Below are 23,029 nucleotides of genomic sequence, written 5' to 3' on the forward strand. Positions count from 1 at the left end.
CGTTCCGTCGGCAGGGGAGCGCCCCGCCAGTGTGGGGACACCTTCGCCTCGAATAGGCATACGTGTCTCGCGTCGGTAGCGGACGGCTCGCCTGCCTACGATCGAGAGTGTGAGCTTCGACGTGACACCTGGGCGGTACCGGCACTTCAAGGGGAACGACTACGAGGTGGTGCTGGTCGCCCGTGACGTGGAGACCGAGGAGCCGGTGGTCGTCTACCAGGCGTTGTACGGCGAGCGGGGGCACTGGGTGCGTTCGCTCGCCGACTTCACCGAGCACGTCACCCGCGACGGGTACGACGGGCCTCGGTTCGTGCCGATCGGCTGACCGCCCGGCGACCCGACGGGGTCGGTGTCGGCGCCCGCCCCTAGGCTTTCAGCGCACCGGAGAGCAAGGGGGAGCGCATGCAGATCGGCGTCGACGGGCACGTGCTGCTCAGCCCGAGTGACCTGAGCACGTGGTCGGCCTGCGAGTGGGCGTTCCTCCGCCGTCTCGACGCCAAGCTCGGTCGCGGGGAAGTCCTGCCGGACGTGCACGACGACATGCTCGAGCGCACGGCACGGCTGGGGGACCAGCACGAGCTCGACTACCTCGACATCCTCAAGCAGACCCGCGACGTCGTCGAGTTCGACCGCCCCGCACCGCCGGACTACGCGCGCGCCGCAGCCGAAGCACGACAGGCCTTCGCCGACGGTGCCGACGTGCTCTACCAGCCGACGTTCCACACAGCGCCGACGGCAGACGCCCCCGGGTTCATCGGCTTCGCGGACTTCATCATCCGCAACGACCGCGGCGAGTACGAGGTCTACGACACCAAGCTCGCCCGGCACGCCAAGATCAGCGCCCTGCTGCAGCTCGCCGCGTACGCCGAGCAGATGCAGGCGCACGGCATCCCGACCGGCAAGCAGGTGCACCTGGTGCTCGGCGACCGGACGACGACCACGCACGACCTCGCCGACATCGCGCCGGTGTACCGCACGCAGCGCGCCGAACTGCAGCGGGTCATCGCCGAGCGCATCGCCGCCGACGAGTCACTGCAGTGGGGTGACCCGCGGTACTCCAGCTGCGGGCGCTGTGCGATCTGCTCGACCCAGGTCGCTGAGCACCGCGACCTCGTCCTCGTCGCGGGCATGCGCCTGGACCAGCGGGCGAAGCTGATCAAGCACGAGGTGCGGACGATCGACGACCTGGCGGTCCGCACCCGGGCAGTGCCGGGCTTGTCCCGCGCGACGCAGGATCGGCTGGTGCGGCAGGCGAGCCTCCAGATCGAATCGGAGGACGCCCGACGGAAGGCCGCCGACGGGCCGGGCCAGCCCGTGAAGCCGCGCTTCGAGGTCCTCGACGCCCGTGCGCTCGACGCGATCCCGGCACCCGACCCGGGCGACGTGTTCTTCGACTTCGAAGGCGACCCGCTGCACACCGAGGACGGCGTGCACTGGGGCCTCGACTACCTGTTCGGCCTGGTCGACGACCGCGCCGAGTTCACCGCGTTCTGGGCGCACACCATCCGCGACGAGCGAGTTGCGCTGGAGCAGTTCCTCGCGTTCATCGAGGCCCGGCGGCAGCAGTACCCGGGCATGCACGTCTACCACTACGCGGCCTACGAGCGGACCCACCTGCTGTCGCTCGCAGCCCGGCACGGGGTGGGTGAAGAGGCCGTCGACGACCTGCTGCGCGCCGGGGTCCTGGTCGACCTGTACCCGATCGTCCGCAAGGCCCTGGTCGTCGGCAGCCACAGCTACTCCATCAAGAAGCTCGAACCGCTGTACATGGGCTCGGACCTGCGCGAGAGCGACGTCACGAACGCCGCGGACAGCATCACCGCCTACGTCGACGCGATCGAGGAACTCCGGAACGGCGACGCCGGCGAGGGGCAGCGGATGCTCGACCAGGTCGCCGACTACAACGCCTACGACTGCCGCTCGACCCTGCGCCTGCGCGACTGGCTCCGCTCGCTGCGCACCGACGACCCCGACGCGGCCGACCCGTCGCTCGAGCTCGAGGTCCCGCCGATCCCGGTCGAGCGCGAGCCGAACCCGGTGTACGTCGCGCTCGCCGCGCAACTCGAGGACGTCGACGCCCTCGACCGCACCCCTGACCAGACCGCGTTGGCGCTCGCCGCAGCCGCGATCGACTACCACCGCCGCGAGGCCAAGACCTTCTGGCAGGACCACTTCGACCGCCTGCGGAACCCGGTCGACGACTGGGCCGACACGCGTGACGTCCTGGTCGTGGAGCGTGCGTCCGTCGAGCGTGACTGGGACACGCTGCCGCGTGCCCGCTCACAGTCGCGGGAACTCCGGTTGTCGGGGACGCTCGCGCCCGGCTCGCGGCTCCGGCCTGGAGGCACGCCCCACCTTGTTTACGACGACCCACTTCCGCCCTCGGTCGCCTCACCGGGCCCCGGGTCGAAGGGCGCGTCGTCGCGCGCCGTGATCATGGACGTGTGGGACAACGGGGATGCCGTCGAGGTGCTCGTGAAAGAGGGACTGCCCGTCGGCGGCGAACCGCACCACGAGTTCCCGGTGGCCCTCGCCCCGTCGGCTCCGCCCCGAGCGAAGCCCCAGCCCGAGGCGATCGCGTGGTGGGGTCAGGCCGTGCTCGACGAGCTGCCGGCGATGCTGCCCGACCCGGCGCTCGACCTGCTGCGCCGGGTGCCCCCGCGTGGCCCGATCGTCCCGGTGCAGCGCGACGACACGGTGTCGGCCGTCGTCTCGACCCTGCTCGGCCTCGACCGGTCGTACCTGGCGATCCAGGGCCCTCCCGGCACGGGCAAGACCTACGTCGGCTCGAACGTCGTCGCCCGACTCGTCCGCGAGTACGGCTGGCGCGTCGGGGTCGTCGGCCAATCACACGCGACGTCGGAGAACTTCCTCGCCTCGGTGGTCAAGGCCGGCGTCCCCGCGGACCGGGTCGTGAAGGTGCCGAAGTCCGGCGCGACCGAGGACGAGCTCGACGCCGCGGCCTGGACCCCCGTGAAGAACGGCGCCGCGGTCGCCGCATTCCTGTCCTCGTCCGAGGCCTCGGGTACCGGCGGTGTCGTCGGTGGCACGGCATGGACGTTCGCGAACGAGTCGACGATCGAGCGCCGTTCGCTCGACCTGCTCGTGGTCGACGAGGCCGGACAGTTCTCCCTCGCACCGACCATCGCGTCGTCGGTCGCCGCGACCCGGCTCCTGCTGCTCGGGGATCCCCAGCAACTGCCCCAGGTGTCGCAGGGCTCGCACCCGGAGCCCGTCGACGAGTCCGCGCTCGGCTGGCTCGCCGACGGACAGCACGTCCTGCCGCCCGAGTTCGGGTACTTCCTCGCTCGCACCCGCCGCATGGACCCCGCGCTGACCGAGTCCGTCTCCGCTCTGTCCTACGACGGAAAGCTCGCCTCGATGGTCTCCGGCCGACACCTCGACGGCATCGACGCGGGTGTGCACCCCGTGCCGGTCGTGCACGCGGGCAACACGACGTCCTCTGCTGAAGAGGCCGCCCGGGTCGTCGCCCTCGTGGGCGACGTCGTCGGTCGCACCTGGACCGACGGTTCCGACACCCGGGACCTGACCGACGAGGACGTCATCGTGGTGGCGCCGTACAACGCGCAGGGGGCACTGATCCGGCAGGAGCTCGACCGCGCGGGCTTCACCGGCACCCAGGTCGGCACGGTCGACCTGTTCCAGGGTCGCGAGGCTGTCGTGTCGATCGTGTCCCTGGGGGCGTCGAGTGCGGCGGACATCCCGCGCGGGCTCGACTTCCTGCTCATGCCGAACCGGTTGAACGTGGCGATCTCGCGTGCGAAGTGGGCGGCCTACCTCGTGCACTCGCCAGCGCTGACCACCGGGTTGCCCCCGTCGATCGCGGGACTCTCGCTGCTGTCCCGCTTCATCGAGCTCGTCGAGCCGCGCCCGCAGGCTGTCCGAGCCTGACCGCGAAGGCAAGGGACATGCTGGAGGACTGGGCGAGCCGCCCGTCGCCGTGGCGCTCTCGGGCATCGACGGCGGACCTCGTCGTGACGGTTTCACTGTTCGTCGCGACAGCGCTGGCTGGGATCGCCGCTGTGGTCATCGGGTGGGTGTTCGCCGCACTGTCGCAGTACAGCTGCGACTGGGAGACGTCGACCCGTCCGTGCACGCCCTGGGTCACGTGGGTCCCGAGCCTGGTCGAGAGTCTCGTGCTCATCGCCGTCTTCGTCGGGGGTGCGGTCGTGGCCGCCCGAGTTCGGCGGACGAGGCCGCAGGGATGGGCGGTCGCTGTCGGCACCGCGACCGTCATGGCGATCGTGGTCTCCGTGACCTGGGTGGTCGTCGCGGAGCATGCCGGCTGAGTCAGCGCTGCGTGACGGTTCTGGTTCACGAAACCCGGGGATCGTGAACCAGAACCGTCAACCGCGCGAAACCTGGGACCCACCCGCCGCGCCGTGACGCCAGAACGAGGGCTGGCCGGACCAGACGTCGACCTGGAACGGTGGAGGCATGGGGGAGCACACGATCACCGCAGACCGTCCGAGCCCGAAGGGAACGGCGCCGCTGACACTCCGCGCCCGCAAGCCCGGGTACGCCGTGATGCAGCAGTGTCTCGCGGTCCAGGCCGACGGCCGCGCGCTGACGACCTGGCAGCGGTTCTGGGGGCACGACCCGCTCCGGCCGGAAGCCCGTTCGTGGTTCAAGGGGGCGATCGGCGAGCGGCAGGTCGCGGCGCAGCTCGAGGAACTCGGCCCGGACTTCACGGTCCTGCACGCTGTCCCGATCGGGAAGGGCAGCACGGACATCGATCACATCGTGGTCGGTCCGACCGGCGTCTTCTCGATCAACACGAAGAACCACTCCGGTCACGCGGTCTGGGCGGGCGGACGCACACTGATGGTGAACGGCCAGCGGACGCCGCACCTGCACCGCGCGCTGGCCGAGGGGGAGCGTGCGACTGCCCTGCTGTCGGCCGCGGCGGGCGGCCCGATCCTCGTGCAGCCGATCCTGGTGGTCGAGGCTGCTGAACTCCGGTTCGGCAAGAAGCCGCCGGCAGTCGTGGTCCTCGAGCCCGAGCGGGTGGGGAGCTGGATCCGCGGCCTCCCACGTGCGCACTCCGACGAAGCCGTGCGCTTCCTGTCGATGCTGGCGGAGGAACGGGGCACCTGGCACGTCGATGCCGTGGTCATCAACGACACACTCCGCCACGTCCAGCGCTTCGAGCGACTCGAACGCGAGATCGCCGACGCTCGCTCCCGCCGCAGCCTCATGCGCCGGGCTCGGGTCCTCGCGGTCCTGGCCGTTCCGGCGGGTGGTCTGCTCGGGTACTGGTGGGCCGTCGCAGTCGCGGCGATCGCGGCCGCCTGACGACGAAGGCTCCGAGCCTCCGACGGAGCGATCAGTCGTCGCTGGTCGGCACGCCGCTCTGCATCTGCATCTGCACCCGCATCTGGGCGAGGACATCCGCGTGCAGGAAGTTCGCCTCGGCCGCACTCGTGGGGTCGACCACGATGCCGAACTCCTCGGGGAGCGCGGACACGAGCTCGGACATCGGCACCGGACGCCCCTCGGCGTCGGGCAGACCGGCGGCGAGTTCGGCCGGGTCCGTGAAGACGGGCACGAACGGCTTGTCACGGATCATGACGTGGGCGACGCTGCCGGCCTCCGGAGTGCCCGCCGGCTTCCAGGGGACCCACGCCGCGCTGCGCAGGAAGCCCGCGGGCGAGGCGGCCATCCTCCGTCGCAGTTCGGCGGCCGCGGTCGGCGGGGCCTTGTCGACGCCGCGGCCGAAGGCTGACCCGTTGGTCTGATCGGTACTCACACCAGCCATGCTGTCACGGGCGGCGGACACGGCGGGGCCGAGCCGCGCCTCCAGGCCGACACCCGGCACGCGAGGAGGTGCGCCGGGCGTCGGAGGTGACGGTCTCAGTACGCGGCCGACTGCCCGCCGTCGATCGGGACGACCGTCGCGTTGACGTAGGACGCGTCGTCGGACAGCAGGAAGGCGACGACGGCGGCGATCTCGGGGGCCTCGCCGTAGCGCTTGGTGGGGTTGACCTGGATGAACTCCTCGGCGGCCTTGCGCGGGTTCTCCGCGTCGAGCTGCTTCATCGAGTTCTCGACCATGGGCGTCCAGATGGCTCCGGGGGCGATGGCGTTGATGCGGATGCCGTAGCGGCCGTACTCGACGGCCGAGTTGCGGGTGAGGCCGACGACGCCGTGCTTGGCGGCGGCGTACCCGGACTGGTTGCCGATGCCGCGGATGCCGCCGACGCTCGCGGTGTTCACGACCATGCCGGAACCCTGCTCGCGCATGATCTTGAGCACCTTCTCGAGCCCGAGGAACACGCCGCGCAGGTTGATCGACACGACGCGGTCGAACTCGGCGGCGGTGAAGGACTCGGTCGGGTTCTGCTTGCCCTCGATACCGGCGTTGTTGAAGAAGCCGTCGATGCGGCCGAAGCGCTCGGTCGTGGCGGTGACGTAGGCGTCGACCTGGGCCTCGTCGGACACGTCGGCGACGGTCGTCAGGACCTGTGCGTCCGGGGTGGCCTCGAGCACGGCGGTCTTCGTCGCCTCGAGTCCCTGCTCGGAGACGTCGACGAGGGAGAGCGCAGCGCCCTCGGCTGCCAGGCGGACGGCGGTCGCGCGGCCGAGGCCCGAGCCCCCGCCGGTGATGAGGACGACGCGGTCGCCGAAGCGGGTGGTGCCGGTGGTGGTTTCGGGCATGGTGGGAGGCCTCCTGAGGTCTTCGACGGTGAAGGGCTCGGGGTCCGCGGTGGGGCAGCGAGTCCGATCGATGCATCTGCATCGAGATGCCTAGACTACACCTGTCGTTTAAGAGTGGAAACAGCAGGCGTCCGGGCGCCCCATCACGCTGCCGGCCTCAGCTCGTCACGATCGACGTCGTCGTTGCCATGGTCGCAGCCATGATCACGACGATCGTCGCGGCCTCGATCTCCTCGAGCACGGCCTGCACCGCCGGGCTCGCCCAGGTGCCCGAGGTGATCTCCTTCACCAGGTCCTTGTCGACGGCGCCGAACTGCTTGCGCAGGGTGTTCGTCGCGTCGAGCAGGCCGATGACCGCGGCGGAGAAAGGCGTGGGTCCTGCCCGGCCAGCCAGCACGTCCCCGATGCCGGAACGCAGCAGTGCCTCCGGGGCTCCGTCCCGCTCCGGGTGCTTCGTGGTGGGGAAGAGGCCGAGCACCTTGCCCTGCTCGACGCTGATGATGCCCCTGGCGACGAGGCCGGCGAACACGTCGTCGCGCAGCCGCTGCTTGCCGAGTCGGCTCACCCACCACTTCGCCTTGCGCGGTGCACCGGATGCCGCGATCGACCCGACGACGCCGTCGAGCACCGGGTCACCCGTGGCGGCGCCGTTGACGACGGTGACCAGCCCGTCCTGCAGCGAGATGGCACCGCGGAGTGCGAGGTCGGCGAGGACCGCACCCGCGAGACCGGTGTCCAGGGTCTGCCCGTCGAGGGACTTGCGGCCGTCGGGCTCGACCTGCAGGAGCGCGAATGCCTGTGGGACCGTGAGTTGCTCAGCCATGCCCGCAGCCTGCCACGCGGGGCGGAGGTGCGCCGGGCCTCCGAGCCGACACCCAGCGGCGCCGGACCCGCCCGACGTCAGCAGGCGTCCAGCACCCGCACCATCGCGTCCCGCTCCGCCGGAGCCACCCAAAGGCGGTACTTCGCCTTCACCGTGACCTGGTGCTCGATGTAGGTGCAGCGGAACGCCTTGTTCGCGGGGAGCCAGGTCGCCGCGTCGCCGGAGCCCTTCTGCGAGTTGGACCGCCCGTCGACGGCGAACAGGTTCACCGGGTCGTTCGCCAGCGCCTGCCGCTCGGCCTCGGTGAGCCGCTGCGCTCCGGTGCGCCAGGCGTTCTCGAGCGCGACGACGTGGTCGATCTGCACGAGGGTCGAGGTCGTGTTGCCGCGCACGAAGTCCACCGTCGCACCCGTGTACGGCGAGACGAGGGTGCCGGTGAGCACCTTGCAGCGGCCCTCGCGGGTGATGTCGGCGAGGTCGCGGGCGAGGACGTCGTTCCGGGTGTCGCACCCGTTGTGGTCGACGTCGAGCCAGGCGCTGCCGAAGTCGCCGGTGCGGTCGTAGCCGGTGCCGGCTGCCTTGCCCTTGACGGGCAGGTCGGCGAGCTGGCTACGCGCGCGGACCGCGTCAGCGTCGGTTCCGCGGCTGACGGTCGGACTGGAGGCGGGGCTCGCCCCCGACGACGCCTGCTGCGGTCCGATCGTGGTCGTCTCCCCGGCCGTGGGACCGCCCGCAGCGGTCGTGCCCGCCGCGTCGGCGTCCGGTCCGAGGACGCCGGAGGCATCGAGGGCGTAGCCACCGACGGCGAGGGCGAGGACGACGAGGACGGAGGTCAGGGTGATGCGGCTGCGGCGTCGGCGGGACGTCATGCGGTGGGACTCCAGGTGGTGCGGGGCGGAACGGTGGTGCGGGCGGAACGGCGGTACGGGGTGGTGCGGCGGTGTGCGCGGCGGCTCAGGTCAGCAGGGAGCGGATGTCGTCGGCGGACAGGTCGTCGGCGAACAGGGCGTCGTCGTCGATCATCGTGGCGAACAGCTCGGCCTTGCGGGCGGCGAGGGCGAGGACCTTCTCCTCGATGGTGTCCTCGGCGATGAACCGCTGGACGCTGACCGACCGGGTCTGCCCGATGCGGTGCGTGCGGTCCACGGCCTGGGACTCGGCGGCGGGGTTCCACCACGGGTCGAGGACGAACACGGTGTCCGCCTCGGTCAGGGTGAGCCCGAACCCGCCGGCCTTCAACGAGATGAGGAACGCCGGAGCGGTGCCCTGCCGGAAGCGCTCGATGACCTCCGGGCGCTTGCGGGTGGAGCCGTCGAGGTACTCGTAGCCGATGCCCCGGGCGTCGAGGGCGTCGGAGACCATCCGCAGGAACGAGGTGAACTGGCTGAACACCAGGGCGCGACGGCCCTCGGCGGCGAGCTGTTCGAGTTCGTCGAGCAGCAGGTCGAGCTTGGCGGAGGGGATCGGCGTCGCCGGTGACACAGGCGAATCCGACCCCGCCGACACCAGCGCCGGCGACAGCGCGAGCATCCGCAGCAGCGTCAGCGACCGGAACACGATCATCCGGTTCTTCGACAGGTCGTCGATCAGGTCGAGGACCTTCAGGCGCTCCCGGTTCAGGGTGCGCTCGTACAGCTCCCGGTGCGCGGGGTCGAGCGTGACCCGGACGACTTGTTCTTGCTTCGGCGGCAGGTCGGCCGCGACGGCTTCCTTCGTGCGGCGGAGCATGAGCGGCCGGATCCGTCGGCGCAGCCGCCCGGTGAGTTCCTGCCGGGCCTCACCGCGGAGCTCGGGCGAGGCGAGGGGCTTCACGTAGTCGTCGCCGAACCGGGTCCAGGTGGACAGCAGCCCCGGCGCGACGATGTGGAACAGTGCCCAGAGGTCGGTCAGGCCGTTCTCGAGCGGGGTGCCGGTGATCGCGAACTTCACCGGTGCCTGCAGCTCCGAAGCCACGCGGTGGGTCTGGGACTGCGGGTTCTTCACGAACTGGGCCTCGTCGAGCACCAGCGCCGACCACGGCAGGTCGGTCCAGGCGCGGGCGTCGAGCCGGAGCAGCGCGTACGAGGTGACGACGATGTCCGACGCAGCGGCGGTCCGGGCGACGAGCCCCGGGTCCTTCAGCGACGTCGAGGTCACCGTCGCAACCCGCAGCGACGGCACGAACTTGGCGGCCTCGGCGGCCCAGTTGCCGACGACCGAGGTCGGTGCGACAACCAGGAACGGGGGAGCGTCGGGCTCCGCGGCACGACGGGCGGCGACCATCGCGAGGACCTGCAGGGTCTTGCCGAGGCCCATGTCGTCGGCGAGCACCCCGCCGATGCCGTGCGTCACCAGGAACGACAGCCACGCGTACCCGGCGTGCTGGTACGGCCGCAGGTCGGCGTGGACGGTGTCCGGCACGGGGAGGTCACCCGGGGGAGTCGCCCCGAGCAGCCCCGAGGTGATCGCCTGCCACCGCTCGTCGTGCGAGGTCTCGTCGGCCAGCAGGTCGAACTCGGTCCACAGCCCGGCGTGCAGCGGCGTGACGGCGATCGGCTGGTCGGGCTCCCACTCGTCCAGGTCGCGGGCCTCGTCGATGAGCTCCTTGAGCCGGTCGAACGCGGGGTCGGCCAGCGACAGGTACGAGTTGTCGACGAGCTTGAGCCGTCGCTGCCGACCCGCGAGCGCGGTGAGCAGCGGCGTGAAGGGGATCTGCTTGCCGTTGACGCTGACGATGATGCCGAGGTCGAACCAGTCGTGCTTGTCCGACGGCATCGTCGTGACTCGGATGTGCGGCCGCCCGCTCAGCCGCTCGTAGTCGAGCCGCTCACCCTGCACGACCGTGCGGACGCCGAGCGACGGCAGCTCGGGCAGGAACTCGTTCGCGAACACCGCGACGTCGGCCCCGTCGATGGTGCCGTCCTGGAACCAGTCCAATCCGCCGCCGGGTCCCGCAGTGCGGACGGGAGGCCCGGCCAGCGTCGCGTCGTCGGCCGGCGTCGTCGACGTGGTCGGCTCCACCGCCGCGGCCGGGTCCGCCACGGGAGTGTCGTCGGTGCCCGTCGGATCGTCGGCGGCACGGAGCCCGGACAGGTCGGGGAGCGGGCCGTGCAAGGACACCGGGTCCTTCCGGCCGTCGACGTGCCAACGCCAGCGCAGGTGCACGCGGTCGTCGGTGCGCGGGGCCCGGGCCGGCTCGAAGGTCGCGGTGAGCACGAGCTCGGGCGGGGTGCGCTCCGGCAGCTCCACCGAGCCGTCGGAGCTGACCAGCCCGAGGGCGCCGCGCAACCGGGGTGACCAGTCGGCCAGGAACTCGTCGACCTCGGCGGTCGGCACGGTGATCCGGGTGCCCTCGACGAGCATGCGGCGCTGGTCCTCGGGCACCGGCGCCGGGGTCGGGGCGACGGCGACCGTGAACTCGGGGCTCTCGCGGAACACGTAGACGCCGTGGTCGCCGATCATCCGCGCGGCACCGGGCACCACGGGCCGGCCGTCGAGCACCGCACTCGCGCCGATCACCACGGCGTCGTCGTGCCGGGCGACGTCGAGCAGCACCTGGGCCTGCGTGCCGAGCACCGCTCCGCCCTCGCGCTTGCCGGTGACGAACGCGATGTCGAGCGCCGCGGCCTGCTGCAGGAGCGGCCAGAGCAGGGGGCTCCGGAAGTCGTCGAGGTGCAGCCAGTCGCTCTCACCCGGCAGCCCCGCCAGCTGCCCGGCGCGGTGCAGGGCGGCGAGCTGCAGGAACCAGGCGTGCTGCTCGGCACCGACGCCGAGCCGGTTCTGCGAGTAGGGGAGCGTGCCCCAGGTCAGCTGCCCGCGCACCCAGTTGCCGGCGTCGCTGCGGGTCACCGGCCGGACCCCGAGCCGCACGCTGCGGGACGGCGCCGGCAGGGCGCGGCCGGCGGCACGGGCGCGCGAGGCGAGCTTGGCGGGGACCGCGTCACGCAACTCGAACTGCAGACCCATCCGGGTGCCCTGCGAGGTGGGCGCCCGCTCGTCGTCACCGGCGAGGCGGGCGAGGTCGTGCCTCCAGTCCGAGGGCGGCGGAGCCGGCGTTTCCGGGCGTGGGCCGGCGTTCGCGGCGAGGGCGCGGGCGTTGATGGTGAGGAGCGCGGCCGCGACGTGCTTGCAGTCGCCGCCGAGCGGGCAGCTGCAGGTGCTGCGGACCGGGCGGACGAAGTCGCCGCGTGCCGGGGTGGTGTCGACGCGGAGTTCGTACGGGTCGTCGGCGGTGCCGGACACGACCGCGGTGACCGTGCCGTCGTCGTCGTGCCAGGTGGCGTCGTCGACCAGGCCGGCGCGGACGACGTCGCGTGCGCGGCCGAAGGTCTGCGGCCCCACGAAGCGGATGACGTCGACGGCGTCGATCATCGGGGCAGCAGGCACGGGACCATCGTGCCAGTCGCCACCGACGATCCGGGCCGCCACCCTGTGCGACGGACATCTGACAGGACTACCGTCCAACTCGGAGCGCGACGACTGCGGTCCACGGAACCGATTGGAAACGCATGCCGGACCGACTGCGGTGGGTACGCGACTCAGCCGACCACTGGAACGGGTGGATCGACGCCGAGGTCGTGTGCGACATCACCCGGACCGACACGTACACCGTCGATTCCCCGGACCACTCGCTGACCGGCGGGCACTCGTCCTTCGAGAGCGCCGCCGCTCAGGTGCACGGCTGGGTGCGCTGGACCGGCCGTTAGGCCGCAGAGCGCAGCCTGGTTGTACGACCACCCGCTGCTCCCTAGCGTGAGAGGGCAGGTCGGCAAGACAACGCACGTGATCACACCGCTCTGCTCGACGAGAGAGAGGTGTTCCCGTGACCGACACGACCGAGTCGCAGACGCCCGCTCCGGGGTCCGATCCTGCTGCACGCCCCGCCCAGCCACGTTCGCTCGTCGCCGTGGCCGGCCAGGACACCGACGAGGCCATCAGCTCGCTCGCCGGCATGTACGCGGGCAAGGCCTGGTACTCCCGGGCCCTCGACCAGGACTACTGGTTCAAGTACGTCGGTGTCGGTGACGAACGGCTGAGTGTCCGCCGTTCCCAGATGCACGGCTACCTGCGCGGTGACGTCGCCACCGAGGGCGAGGTCGTCGTCCAGTGGCTCGAACGCGGCGAGGCCCGCGTCGACGTCGGCCGCGACGAGGTGCGCATGCAGCCCGGCGTCCCGACGCTGTTCCCCGTCGAGCGCCGGTTCGAGATGGAGTACCAGGACTGGGACCAGCGCCTGGTGCATCTGCGCCGTGACCTGGTGCTCGACGTCGCCGCCGAGGACCACCTGGTCGACGGCACCATGGCGTTCGACACCACCGCCGCGCCGAACCTGACCGCCGTCGGCCTGTGGCGGACCGCCGTGTCCGGCGCGCTCCGTGCGCTGCGCGAGGAGGGCGACGAGTCCCTCGCCTGGCACGAGGCGCAACGTGACGTCGCCCGGGCCCTGTTCCGCATGTACCCGCTGCAGGCCGAGCGGTTCCCCGCGGGCTACGGCACCCGCAGCGACGGACGGCTCCGGGCCGCGGTCGAGTTCATCCAGGCGCACGCCCACGAACCGTTGACCGTCGCCGACATCGCGCAGGCCGCGGGGCTGAGCATCCGAGGGATCCAGGAGTCGTTCCAGCGGGCGTTCGAGCGCTCGCCGATGACGTACCTGCGCGAAGTGCGGCTCGGACGGGTGCACGAGGAACTGCGGATCCTCGACCCGCAGGCCACCTCGGTGGCGGACGTCGCCCGGCGGTGGGGCTTCGCGCACATGGGGCGGTTCGCCTCGGTGTACGCGAACCGGTTCGGGGAGTACCCGCGGGACACGTTGCGGCGCTGAGGGGCGGGGGCGTGGGCGTGGGCGTGGGCGTGGGCGCTGCCGGCGTCGGCTGCCGCGCTCAGCGCTTCGCTGGCTCGGCCAGCTTGCTGTGCTTCCGCGAGTACCCGAAGTACACGCCGAGCCCGATCGCGAACCAGATTGCGAACCGCACCCACGTCTCCCACTGCAGGAACGTGACGAGCCACAGCGACGCGATGACGCCGATGATGGGGATGACCGGCATGAACGGCAGCCGGAACTGGCGGTCCAGGTCGGGCTGCCGGTAGCGCAGCACCACCACGGCCGAGCACACCACCACGAACGCGAGCAGGATGCCGATGTTCGTGAGCTCCGCGACGACACCGATCGGCAGCACCCCGGCCAGGATCGCCGACGCGATGCCGAGGATCCACGTCACCCGGGTCGGCACGTGCCGCTTCGGGTCGGTCTTCGCGAACCACTTCGGCATCAGGCCGTCACGGCTCATCGAGAACCAGACGCGCGAGGCACCGAGCATGAACGTCACGAGCACCGTGATGATGCCGACGATGGCGCCGATCGCGATGACGTTCGCGACACCGCCGAGCCCGACCGACGCGAACGCCGACGAGAAGCCCGAGGCGGGGTCGATGTCGGTGTACTTCTGCATCCCCGTGAGCACGAGCGTCGCCAGGACGTACAGCACCATCGAGATGCCGAGGGACAGCAGGATCGCCTTCGGCATGTGCTTGCGGGCGTCGGTGGACTCCTCGGCCGCGGTGGACATCGCGTCGTAGCCGAACACCGCGAAGAACACCGTCGCGGCACCGGTCATCACGCCGCCGAAGCCGAACGGGAAGTACGGGGAGTAGTTCGCGCTGTTGATGTGGAACACGCCGAGCACGACGATGAGCACGACGAGCGCCACCTTGATGCCGACGGCGACGAACTCGAACCGGGCGGCGCTCCGGATGCCGCGCGTGAGCACGAACGCGGTGAGCAGGCACAGCGCGATCGCGAAGACGTCGATGACGTGGCCGTCACCGGTGCCCGGGGCGCCGAGCATCCACGCGGGCAGGTCGATGCCGAACTGGCCGACCAGGAACCCCACGTAGCCGGAGATACCGATCGCGACCACCGCCACGATCGCCGTGTACTCGAGCAGCAGGTCCCAGCCGATGAACCACCCGACGATCTCGCCGAGCACCGCGTAGCCGTACGTGTACGCGCTGCCCGCCTTCGGGATGAGCCCGGCGAACTCGGCGTACGACAGCGCGGCGGCGGCGCTCGCGACCCCGGCGACCAGGAAGCTGATCAGCACCGCGGGGCCGGCGACGCCGTTCGCGACGGTGCCCGCGAGGGTGAAGATGCCGGCGCCGATGATGCCGCCGATGCCGATCGCGGTGAGCTGCCACAGACCGAGGTGCCGTTTCAGGCCGCCCTCGCCCCCGGCCTCGTCATCGATCGTGTCGATGGGCTTCCGTCGGAACAGGGTGCGTGTCGTCGTCGTCACCCGCCCATGGTGCACCCGGAGGCGGTCGTGCGCACGGGCGACGTTTCGCGCTGGACGACACTTCTCGCGCCGCCGGACCCGTGAACTGTCGCTCAGCGCGAACGAACGGCCCGACCCGCACGCGAGCGACCCGCCGCACGCACGCGGCTGCACCGCAGGCACCGGGCGTACACCTGGAGCATGCGCCACCCGAAGAGGACCGAGCCCGGCCCCGGCCAGGAATCCGTCTGGGACTACCCCCGCCCACCCGCCGTCGAGCGGGTCACCGCACGCGTCGTCGTCCGTCTGGGCGGCACGGTCGTCGCCGACACGACCGATGCCGTCCGCGTGCTCGAGACCTCGCACCCGCCGGTCTACTACCTGCCGATGGCCGACCTGGCCGAGGGTGCGCTGGTCAAGGCGCCGGGTTCGAGCATGTGCGAGTTCAAGGGCCTGGCGCGCTACTTCGACGTCGTCGGTGGTGACGGGACGGTCGCGAGCCGTGCCGCCTGGAACTACCCGACGCCCGTCCCGGGCTACGAGTCGCTGCGGGAACGCGTCGCGATCTACCCGTCGGCGATGGACTCGTGCGAGGTCGGCGGCGAACGGGTCCAGGCGCAGGACGGCGACTTCTACGGCGGCTGGATCACGGCGGACATCGTCGGGCCGTTCAAGGGCGCGCCCGGCACGCTCGGCTGGTGACCCGGCGTCGTCGGGCGGGGCGGCCCTGACCCGGGCCGACCCGTTCCGTGCGCGACGGGGCGGACCCGACCCGGGCCTCCCGGCCGGACCGCGTCAGCGGTTGGCGTACGGCGACCAGAACGGCGGCGGGAACGTGCCCCCGGTCACGATCACCAGCACCTGCCAGATGAGCATGACGAGCCCGACGCTCCCGATCACGATGCCGATCCACGACCACACCTGCACGGCCCGGCGACGACCGGCGATCCGGATCGCCCGCCAGCCACTGAGCACGCACACCAGCCCGAACACCGCACCGAGCAGCACATGCTGCACGGTCGACTGTGCGGGCACGATGATGCCGAGGTAGAACGCGACCGGTCCGAGCACCACCGCGAAGGTCGCCGGGGCTGCCGGCGGTTCGTGGTCTCGAGCGACTGCTCCCATGGACCGCATGTTAGCGAGTGAACCTCGCTTCGAACACGTCCGAGTCGCGCAGCGCGGGCACCCGGTCGCGGGAACGGGCACCATGGAGGCATGCGTTCCTTCTTCCGCGTCCTGCTCGGCCTGGCCCTCGTCGTCGCGGGCACGAGTCACCTCACCTTCGCGCGCAAGGAGTTCACGGCGCAGGTCCCCGACTTCGTCCCGCTGGACGACGACACGACGGTGCTCGCGTCGGGGGTCGCGGAGATCACGCTCGGCTCGGCCCTGGTGCTCGCCCCGAAGCCGGCCCGCCGCTTCGTCGGCTCGGTTGCGGCGCTGTTCTTCACGGTGATCTTCCCCGGCAACCTGTCGCAGTGGGTCAACCGCCGCGACGCCTTCGGCCTGGACAGTGACGAGAAGCGCTTCGTCCGCCTGTTCGGTCAGCCCGTCCTCATCGCGCTCGCCCTCTGGTCGACGCGCGGCCGGCGCTCCTGATGGGCGCGCCCGCGCGGCAGTCCGGCCCGGCCCCCGGCGTGGGCCCCGGGTCGGGACCTGCGTCGGGTCCCGATCCGCTCGGGTCCGGTCCGGCGCGCTTCGGTCGGGAGGCCCGGCACCCCCTGGCAGGACGCGCTCGCGTTGCGGACGTGGTCGCGTCCACCGCGCTGCTCGTCGTTCTCACGGTCGGTGCGTTGGCAGCGGGGTGGGGGATCAAGCTCATGTCGCTGGCGTTCGTGTCGTGTGCGGCGCCGGGCAACACCTGCAACGAGACGCTGGGTGACTCCGTCGTCGTCGTGGGACCGATCATCGCGGCGGCGGTGCTGGTCGCGACGATCGTGGTGTGCGTGCTGCGGCTCGTGCGGCGTCGGCTGACCTGGCCGGTGGTGCTCGTCGGCATGGCGGCGATCGTGGCGGTGTTCTTCGCCTCGCTGCTGCTCGTCGACAGCTCGGTCACGCACGGCATCTGAGGGACTCTTCCCTCACAGGCCGTGTTCGTGGAGCGGTTCTCCACAGAACCCAGATCGCGCCTCGGGCGGTGGCTCCCGGTTCGCCACGCTGGAGACATGCCTGACACCGAGATGCTCGACCGCCTGATCCGTGAACCCGTCCGCACCGACGACGACGTCGTCCGACTCGTCGAAGCCGTCGTCGAACGGCCGCTGCGCCGGCAGTGCTGGGTGCTGTTCCTCGACGACCGCGGGATGTCGATCCCGTTCCTGCTGCCGATCGCCGACCTGCCGTACTCCCCGGACGAACACGTCGACGACTTCGCGGCCCTGATCGCCGACATCGTGGCGCAGCTCGGGGCCGTCGACGTCGTGCTCGTGTGGGAACGCCCCGACGCCGACCGGCTCTACCCGGTGGACTGGGAGTGGGTCGACGCCTGTGCCTGCGCCCTCGACGAGCAGTCCGTCCGGCTCCGCGCCCAGGTCGTCGTGCACTCCGGGGGAGCCGCGATCGTCGAGTTCGACGAGGAGACGCAGGCGGTGGCCTCGTGAGCGGTCAGCCCTGGGGAGCGGCGTCCGGCACGTCCTGGCCGGTGAGCTCCTCGACGATCGCCTTCGCCTGCGGCCACGACTTCGCGTAGTGGTCCGGGTCGGAGTTGATCTGCACCGCATGCGCCATCTGCGTCGGGCTCATCGTCTTCCAGCCGGGGACCTTCACGAGCTTCGTGTAGAACATCGTCGCGGCCGTGTACGGGTCCATCCGCTGCTCGTACGTGCCCCACGCGCCGTTGTCGCGCTGCTGGAACAGGCCGCGGCTGTCCGGGCCCGCGGCGTCGCCGTGGTCCAGGTTCACCAGGCTCGACTCGCCGATCGCGGTCATCACACCGACGGCCTGCGTGTGGGGGCCGATGCCGAGCGCCTGGGCGGCTTCGATCACGTGTGCGGCGTTCACCAGGCGGTCCTGGCAGAACCCACCGACGGGGCCGGCCGGCACGACCATCCCACCGATCGTCTTCGAGGCGACGGCCGGGCACGCAGGAGGCGGGGTGGCGGCGCTCGACTTCGCGATGCCGGCGAGCGAGTTGACCGCGATCACCACGAGGACGACCACGCCGATGCCGACCGCCACGATCCCGGCGCCGAACACCGAGGCGAGGGTGATGCCGACACGGCGCATGACGGGACCTCTCGAGGGGTTGGGCGGTGCTGGGCGGGCGGAGCGGGAAGAGCAGCACGAGCGTACGGGCGCCTCCTGGGAAGCCTGCGGCGGCCCGCCGTGATCGCACGCTTCACGAGTGACGGTTCTGGTGCACGAAGCGGGGGCTTCGCGAACCAGAACCGTCACGGGCCGTTCGTGCACGGCGGTCAGCGCTCGCGTCGACCGTCCTGTCGACCCCGGCCCCGACGCAGGCGCCAGCCCCCGGCGGACAGCGACAGCGCGGCGATCACCGCGATGACGACGGTCCAGATGACACTGGTCGCGTCCATCAGACGTCGCGGTGGTCGTGCGGCGGCCGCTGCACCTTCGTCGGCTCCGTCACGAGACCGGTCGGGGCCTTCTCGGCCTGCTTCCGTCCGTGGGTGAACCAGGTCAGGATCCAGAGCAGCACGCCCAGGGCCAGCAGTGCGCCGGCGATCTGGTACTGCTGCGGGTCACGACCGGACGAGAACGGCAGGACGAGCCAGAGGCACGTGATGATGCCGATGACCGGGATGATGACGCCCGCGCGGAAGTGCTTGTGGTCGACCTTGTCGCGGCGGAGCACGAGCACGGTCACGTTCACGACGGCGAACACCGTCAGCAGCAACAGCGAGGTGGTGCCACCGAGGACGACGACGATGGGGGAGTCGGGGTCGAGCGAGACCCACCCGATCAGCAGCAGCGAGATGAGCGTGGTGAAGACGATCGCGGTCGACGGGGTGCGACGGGCGGGGGAGATGCGGGACAGGAAGCCCGGCAGCACGCCCTGCTTGCTCATGCCGTAGAGCAGGCGCGACGCCATCATCATGTTGATCAGGGCGGTGTTGGCGACGGCGAACATCGAGATGAAGGGCAGCAGGTCGGCGATCGGGAAGTCCGGCGCGGCGGTCTGCACGACGGTGACGAGCGGGGTCTCGTTGCCGGCGAGCTCACCGATCGGCACCACGGCCACGGCGCAGATCGACACGAGCACGTAGATCACGGCGGTGATGCCGAGGCCGGTGAGCATGATCTTCGGGAAGATGCGCGAGGGGTCCTTGGTCTCCTCGGCCATGTTGACCGAGTCCTCGAACCCGACCATCGCGAAGAACGCCAGCGACGTCGCGGTGCTGATGGACAGCAGCAGGGACTTGTCCTCCGGCGTCTCGAACATCACGACCCGCGAGAAGTCCGCGTTGCCGCCCGCGATCGCCCAGAACCCGATCAGGATCACCATGACGAGACCGGACAGCTCGACCAGCGTCAGCACGACGTTCGTCTTGACGCTCTCGCTCACCCCGCGGAAGTTGATGAACATCACCGCGAGCATGAAGCCCATCGCGATGAGCATCACCACGCCGTTCGGCAGCTCGATGCCGAACCCGGCGCCGAGGTTCGCCGCGAACGCCCGCGACGCCGTCGACGCCGATGTGATCCCGGAACACATCACGATGAACGTCACGATGAAGGTGACGAAGTGGATGCCGAACGCCTTGTGCACGTAGAGCGCGGCACCGGCGGTCTGGGGGTACTTCGTCACGAGTTCGAGGTACGAGAAGGCCGTCAGCAGCGCGACCGCGAACGCGATGAGGAAGGGGAGCCACGCTGCCCCGCCGACCTCGGCCGCGACCTGGCCGGTGAGCGCGTAGACACCCGTGCCGAGGATGTCGCCGACGATGAAGAGCAGCAGGAGCTTGGGACCGATGACCCGGCGGAGCTCGTGCTGCTCCTGCTGTGGGCGGTCCGTCTTGGTGGTGGCCATGCGTCACCCTTGCGCGCTGGATGCCTTTCTGTCCAGTCCCACAGGAAGGTTTCTCGCGATCGCAACACGGTCCCTCGGCGACGGATACGCTCCGGCCATGGACCAGCAGTCGAACACCACCGAGGAGCCCATCGAGTTCGCGGACTTCAACGCGAAGCTCCTGGTGCTCGACGTCCTCTGCTACGACCTCGACGTCCTGGATCCCTACGACCCGGACGCCGAGGACGAGACCGACGAGGACCTCGACGTCGACGGGCAGGACGACCGGGCGCGCGAGTACTACGACGACCTCGACCTGCTGCCGTCGCACCTGTCGCTCGTCACCGAGATCACCGTGGACTCCGACCTCGAGGTCCTGCAGGACGTCCACCCCGGCTGGGACGGCTCGGACGACCGCTTCGACCCGCAGAACTGGGACGACCTGCTCGACCTGCCGGAACTCCGCACTGTGTACGCCGCCGCACCACTGCCCGCCCACGTCGCCGAGCGGCTCGCGACCAAGGGCATCGAGGTCCGCTCCGCCTGAGCGGGACGCGACCGGGACGCGACCTGGACGCACCGGGGCGGACGGACGGCTAGCGGTCCAGCGCCCGCAGCTGCTCGGTGAACTGCGTCGCGCCGCCCTGCGCCGGGTGCCGCACGGCGGTCGCCTCGATGCCGGCCAGGGCGAGCGCTCCCTGCGCCTTCCGACCGACGGCGACCACCCGGACCCGCTCCACGCCGCCGAGGGCCTCCAGCAGCGCGAGGGCGACGGGCGCTCCCGAGCGGACCTCGGCGGGTCGGGGCGTCCGGTTCGTCAGCCGGTCCGGTGCCACGAAGGGGTGGTGCGGGAAGATCGCCCACGCCACCGGGAGAGCACCGCGCCAGCCGTCCAGCGCAGCGTGCACGACGCGCGACGAGGCCTCCCACGGCGCCGTCGGCTCCGGTGGGACGCCGTACCCGGGTCCGAGCTCGCGCATGCTCGTGAACGGGACACCCGTGTTCGTCATCCCGCGCCACCCCGGTGCCTCGGCCACGAGCAACGTGTCGGCCCCCGGCCCGGACCGCTCCAGGTACCGCGTCAGGTTCGCCCGCCGCAGTCGTCCCTCGGCCGATCCGACGTCGTAGAGCGCCTCGGCGTCCGACTCGACGGGCACGGCGTCGAGCGCCGCCCAGAACGCCGCGAACCGCCCGCCCGTCCCGCTCACGAGCGCCCGAGCACCCGGCGGTAGACGTCCTCGAGCCCCGCGGCCGACCGCTCCCAGCTGAGACGCTCCGCGTGCTCCCGGCCCGCAGCGGCGAGCCCGGCAGCGTACGGCGCATCCGTCAGGATCCGCTCGATCTCGGCCGCCCACTCCTGCGGGTCACGGGACTCGAGCACGACGCCCGTCTCCCCGTCGACCACTGCCTCACGCAGGCCCCCGGCAGCCGCGGCCACGACCGGCACCCCGGAAGCGGAGCCCTCGAGCGCGACGAGCCCGTACGTCTCGGAGTGGGACGGAACGAGCACGGCTGCCGCGCCACGGAACAGGAACGCCAGGTCGGCACGCGACTGCGGCCCGATGAAGGTGACGTGGTCGGCGATGCCCCGCGCGTCGGCGAGCCGACGCAGTTCGTCCACGTAGTCGCCTGCCTCACTCGAGACGTCGCCCGCGATGACCAGGGTGGGGCGGGCCTCCAGGCTGATGTCCGCGATCGCCTCGATCGCCAGGTCCAGGCCCTTGAGCGGCTGCACGCGCGCCGCCGCGACGACGTAGGGGTTGGCGGCGCGGCGCGCACCGACGGCGGCGGGGCGGAAGACGGACCCGTCGACCCCCGGCGGCACGATCCAGATGCGGGCGTCGTCGCCGCCGAGCCGGGTGCGCACGGTCGACGCTTCGGCCTCGGACACCACGACGACGGCGTCCGACTCGCGCGCGAGCAGTTCCTCGCCGGCGATGCGGCCGGCGGACTCGGGACGTTCGCCCTCGGACAGCGGTGTGGCCGGGTCGGCGGCGATGGAGTGGAACGACTGCACGTGGGGGATGCCGCGCTCGCGGGCGACGGGCAGCGCGGCGGCGCCGGAGAACCAGTGGTGCGAGTGCAGGACGTCGAACGGCCCGAGCTGCTCCAGCTCGTGGCGGAACGGTTCGATGAACGCGTCGTGCTCGCCCTTCGGCACCGGCTCGGCCGGCCCCGCGGACAGGAACCGCAGGCACACGCCCGGCACGAGCGAGACCGAGTCCGGCTGCGTCGGGGCGGACCGGCGCGTGATGATGTCCACGTGGTGGCCGAGGTCGGCGAGTGCCTCGGCCTGGTGCCGGACGACGACGTTCATGCCGCCGACCTCACCCGAGCCGGGTTCGTCTCCGGGGGAGGTGTGCAGCGACACCAGCCCGATGTGCAGGGGTTCGGTCGTCGTGCTCACCGCTCAACCCTAGCCGCGCGGCCCCCGCTGCGACGGGCGTGCGGGTGCCACCACGACGGGCCGTCCTGGCGGGTCTGGAACACGTGCGCGCCCCGGCGTAACATTGGTGCATGCCCAAGCGAATGGTTCGGACCGTCTCCGGCTCGGAGCGCGTCAAGCGGACGCGCGCCGTCGCCGCGGTGATCCACTCCGGGCGACTCGAAGGCTTCAAGGACAACCCCGAGTGGATCCGGTACATGGACCGCTTCGCGAAGGGCGAGATCAGTCGCGAGGAGCTCCGGGCTTTCGCGCACCGTCGGTGAGTCCTCGACCCGACGGCGGGTACTAGGACGACCAGTACGTCCTCCGCAACAAGTTCGGGGCCACGAGCCGTGATCAGCTCGCGGAACTCGAGGTCCCTGAGGTGCAGGACCGAGAGTTGGACCTCCTGCTCGGTGAGGTTCCCGGACTCGCGGGGCTCCTGCCATCGGAACGGGTGCGCCGTATCCACGCCCATCTCTTCCAGGACGTCTACGTCTGGGCAGGTGAGTACCGGCTCGACGGCATCGCGAAGAACCCTGACGAACCGTTCCTGGCACCTGAACTGATCCCCGCACGGATGGCCCGACTGGACGATGAGCTCGCTTCGCCCCGGATGCCGGAGCGCCCTCTGGACTTCTTGACCGAGCAGTTCGCGACGCTCAACTACATCCGTCCCTTCATGGAGGGCAACGGGCGAACCCAGCGGGAGTTCTGGCGCGAGTACGCGGCCGAGCGCGGTGTCGTGCTCGACTGGCGGAGGGTCACGACGAATGAGAACCATCACGCCGCCCGCCGGTCGATGCTCGGTGACTTGCAACCCCTGCGCGAACTCCTCACGAAGGTGATCTGCACGGCGGCAGCAACGGGCGAGATCTGAT

Annotated in this window: 25 protein-coding genes; 13 read left to right on the plus strand and 12 right to left on the minus strand. The window is 71.1% G+C overall.

What is annotated here, in order from left to right; genetic code table 11:
* Nucleotides 1-109 precede the first annotated feature (109 nt).
* From DEI96_RS06935 to DEI96_RS06950, 4 genes are all read left to right on the plus strand, one after another.
* Entirely contained in the window at nucleotides 110-325 is a 216-nt protein-coding gene (locus tag DEI96_RS06935; RefSeq protein ID WP_258372853.1) for a DUF1653 domain-containing protein, read from the plus strand.
* Between the two features lie 77 nt (nucleotides 326-402).
* Nucleotides 403-3,912, plus strand: a complete 3,510-nt coding sequence (locus DEI96_RS06940; protein WP_111023862.1) for a TM0106 family RecB-like putative nuclease — start codon at nucleotides 403-405, stop codon at nucleotides 3,910-3,912.
* A gap of 17 nt (nucleotides 3,913-3,929) precedes the next feature.
* Entirely contained in the window at nucleotides 3,930-4,310 is a 381-nt protein-coding gene (locus DEI96_RS06945) for a hypothetical protein (RefSeq protein ID WP_111023859.1), read from the plus strand.
* A gap of 148 nt (nucleotides 4,311-4,458) precedes the next feature.
* The gene (locus DEI96_RS06950; protein WP_111023856.1) at nucleotides 4,459-5,316 is read left to right on the plus strand and encodes a nuclease-related domain-containing protein; all 858 of its coding nucleotides are present in this window, start codon (nucleotides 4,459-4,461) and stop codon (nucleotides 5,314-5,316) included.
* Nucleotides 5,317-5,347: 31 nt separating this feature from the next.
* On the opposite strand, the gene DEI96_RS06955 is transcribed toward DEI96_RS06950, so the two are convergent.
* The 5 genes from DEI96_RS06955 to DEI96_RS06975 all read right to left on the minus strand — a co-directional run bounded on the left by DEI96_RS06955 (nucleotide 5,348) and on the right by DEI96_RS06975 (nucleotide 11,866).
* Nucleotides 5,348-5,770 (minus strand): SseB family protein, encoded by a 423-nt coding sequence (locus DEI96_RS06955; RefSeq protein WP_181440544.1) that lies wholly within the window; start codon nucleotides 5,768-5,770, stop codon nucleotides 5,348-5,350.
* 104 nt (nucleotides 5,771-5,874) lie between these two features.
* Nucleotides 5,875-6,678 carry an SDR family oxidoreductase gene (locus tag DEI96_RS06960; protein WP_111023850.1) on the minus strand — a complete coding sequence of 268 codons (804 nt, stop codon included), beginning with the start codon at nucleotides 6,676-6,678 and terminating at the stop codon, nucleotides 5,875-5,877.
* Nucleotides 6,679-6,835: 157 nt separating this feature from the next.
* Nucleotides 6,836-7,501 carry a GOLPH3/VPS74 family protein gene (locus tag DEI96_RS06965; protein WP_111023847.1) on the minus strand — a complete coding sequence of 222 codons (666 nt, stop codon included), beginning with the start codon at nucleotides 7,499-7,501 and terminating at the stop codon, nucleotides 6,836-6,838.
* Between the two features lie 77 nt (nucleotides 7,502-7,578).
* Entirely contained in the window at nucleotides 7,579-8,370 is a 792-nt protein-coding gene (locus DEI96_RS06970; RefSeq protein WP_220039127.1) for an HNH endonuclease family protein, read from the minus strand.
* Nucleotides 8,371-8,455: 85 nt separating this feature from the next.
* Nucleotides 8,456-11,866 carry a DEAD/DEAH box helicase gene (locus tag DEI96_RS06975; RefSeq protein ID WP_146246913.1) on the minus strand — a complete coding sequence of 1,137 codons (3,411 nt, stop codon included), beginning with the start codon at nucleotides 11,864-11,866 and terminating at the stop codon, nucleotides 8,456-8,458.
* Nucleotides 11,867-11,988: 122 nt separating this feature from the next.
* Between DEI96_RS06975 and DEI96_RS06980 the strand changes: the two genes are divergently transcribed.
* Both DEI96_RS06980 and DEI96_RS06985 read left to right on the plus strand, forming a co-directional pair.
* A complete protein-coding gene (locus DEI96_RS06980) occupies nucleotides 11,989-12,186 on the plus strand; it encodes a hypothetical protein (protein WP_027465181.1) in 198 nt (65 codons plus the stop codon).
* Nucleotides 12,187-12,302: 116 nt separating this feature from the next.
* On the plus strand, nucleotides 12,303-13,304 hold the full coding sequence (locus tag DEI96_RS06985) for an AraC family transcriptional regulator (RefSeq protein ID WP_111023841.1): 1,002 nt from the start codon (nucleotides 12,303-12,305) through the stop codon (nucleotides 13,302-13,304).
* A 58-nt stretch (nucleotides 13,305-13,362) separates the two neighbouring features.
* On the opposite strand, the gene DEI96_RS06990 is transcribed toward DEI96_RS06985, so the two are convergent.
* On the minus strand, nucleotides 13,363-14,775 hold the full coding sequence (locus DEI96_RS06990; protein ID WP_111023838.1) for an amino acid permease: 1,413 nt from the start codon (nucleotides 14,773-14,775) through the stop codon (nucleotides 13,363-13,365).
* A gap of 180 nt (nucleotides 14,776-14,955) precedes the next feature.
* Here DEI96_RS06990 and DEI96_RS06995 point away from each other — a divergent pair, with 180 nt between their 5' ends.
* Entirely contained in the window at nucleotides 14,956-15,456 is a 501-nt protein-coding gene (locus DEI96_RS06995; RefSeq protein WP_071247210.1) for a DUF427 domain-containing protein, read from the plus strand.
* A 93-nt stretch (nucleotides 15,457-15,549) separates the two neighbouring features.
* On the opposite strand, the gene DEI96_RS07000 is transcribed toward DEI96_RS06995, so the two are convergent.
* Entirely contained in the window at nucleotides 15,550-15,882 is a 333-nt protein-coding gene (locus tag DEI96_RS07000; protein ID WP_128779638.1) for a hypothetical protein, read from the minus strand.
* A 90-nt stretch (nucleotides 15,883-15,972) separates the two neighbouring features.
* On the opposite strand from DEI96_RS07000, the gene DEI96_RS07005 reads away from it, so the two are divergent.
* The 3 genes from DEI96_RS07005 (at nucleotide 15,973) to DEI96_RS07015 (ending at nucleotide 17,354) form a co-directional block, all read left to right on the plus strand.
* A complete protein-coding gene (locus tag DEI96_RS07005) occupies nucleotides 15,973-16,353 on the plus strand; it encodes a DoxX family protein (protein ID WP_027465186.1) in 381 nt (126 codons plus the stop codon).
* The gene (locus tag DEI96_RS07010; RefSeq protein ID WP_220039126.1) at nucleotides 16,353-16,823 is read left to right on the plus strand and encodes a DUF6264 family protein; all 471 of its coding nucleotides are present in this window, start codon (nucleotides 16,353-16,355) and stop codon (nucleotides 16,821-16,823) included. The genes DEI96_RS07005 and DEI96_RS07010 overlap by 1 nt, the downstream gene beginning before the upstream one ends.
* 96 nt (nucleotides 16,824-16,919) lie before the next feature.
* Nucleotides 16,920-17,354: a hypothetical protein gene (locus DEI96_RS07015; RefSeq protein ID WP_071404198.1), complete on the plus strand. Its 435-nt coding sequence runs from the start codon at nucleotides 16,920-16,922 to the stop codon at nucleotides 17,352-17,354.
* Nucleotides 17,355-17,358: 4 nt separating this feature from the next.
* Here the strand turns inward: DEI96_RS07015 and DEI96_RS07020 are convergent, their stop codons facing one another.
* The 3 genes from DEI96_RS07020 to DEI96_RS07030 form a co-directional block, all read right to left on the minus strand.
* Nucleotides 17,359-17,979 carry a hypothetical protein gene (locus DEI96_RS07020; protein WP_111023829.1) on the minus strand — a complete coding sequence of 207 codons (621 nt, stop codon included), beginning with the start codon at nucleotides 17,977-17,979 and terminating at the stop codon, nucleotides 17,359-17,361.
* A 188-nt stretch (nucleotides 17,980-18,167) separates the two neighbouring features.
* Entirely contained in the window at nucleotides 18,168-18,290 is a 123-nt protein-coding gene (locus DEI96_RS07025) for a hypothetical protein (RefSeq protein WP_258372851.1), read from the minus strand.
* Nucleotides 18,290-19,744 (minus strand): APC family permease, encoded by a 1,455-nt coding sequence (locus DEI96_RS07030; RefSeq protein WP_071404196.1) that lies wholly within the window; start codon nucleotides 19,742-19,744, stop codon nucleotides 18,290-18,292. The genes DEI96_RS07025 and DEI96_RS07030 overlap by 1 nt, the downstream gene beginning before the upstream one ends.
* Nucleotides 19,745-19,841: 97 nt before the next feature.
* Between DEI96_RS07030 and DEI96_RS07035 the strand changes: the two genes are divergently transcribed.
* Nucleotides 19,842-20,270 (plus strand): DUF6892 domain-containing protein, encoded by a 429-nt coding sequence (locus tag DEI96_RS07035; protein ID WP_111023826.1) that lies wholly within the window; start codon nucleotides 19,842-19,844, stop codon nucleotides 20,268-20,270.
* Nucleotides 20,271-20,319: 49 nt separating this feature from the next.
* Here the strand turns inward: DEI96_RS07035 and DEI96_RS07040 are convergent, their stop codons facing one another.
* On the minus strand, nucleotides 20,320-20,931 hold the full coding sequence (locus tag DEI96_RS07040) for a uracil-DNA glycosylase (RefSeq protein ID WP_111023823.1): 612 nt from the start codon (nucleotides 20,929-20,931) through the stop codon (nucleotides 20,320-20,322).
* Nucleotides 20,928-22,130, minus strand: coding sequence for a glycosyltransferase (locus DEI96_RS07045; RefSeq protein WP_111023820.1), 1,203 nt, complete (start codon nucleotides 22,128-22,130; stop codon nucleotides 20,928-20,930). The genes DEI96_RS07040 and DEI96_RS07045 overlap by 4 nt, the downstream gene beginning before the upstream one ends.
* Nucleotides 22,131-22,240: 110 nt before the next feature.
* On the opposite strand from DEI96_RS07045, the gene DEI96_RS07050 reads away from it, so the two are divergent.
* Both DEI96_RS07050 and DEI96_RS07055 read left to right on the plus strand, forming a co-directional pair.
* Nucleotides 22,241-22,432: an antitoxin VbhA family protein gene (locus tag DEI96_RS07050; RefSeq protein ID WP_146245006.1), complete on the plus strand. Its 192-nt coding sequence runs from the start codon at nucleotides 22,241-22,243 to the stop codon at nucleotides 22,430-22,432.
* Between the two features lie 116 nt (nucleotides 22,433-22,548).
* Nucleotides 22,549-23,028, plus strand: coding sequence for a Fic/DOC family protein (locus DEI96_RS07055; RefSeq protein ID WP_181440543.1), 480 nt, complete (start codon nucleotides 22,549-22,551; stop codon nucleotides 23,026-23,028).
* Nucleotide 23,029 lies beyond the last annotated feature (1 nt).

The organism is Curtobacterium sp. MCLR17_031 (genome assembly GCF_003234775.2).
Taxonomy (GTDB): Bacteria; Actinomycetota; Actinomycetes; order Actinomycetales; family Microbacteriaceae; genus Curtobacterium; species Curtobacterium flaccumfaciens.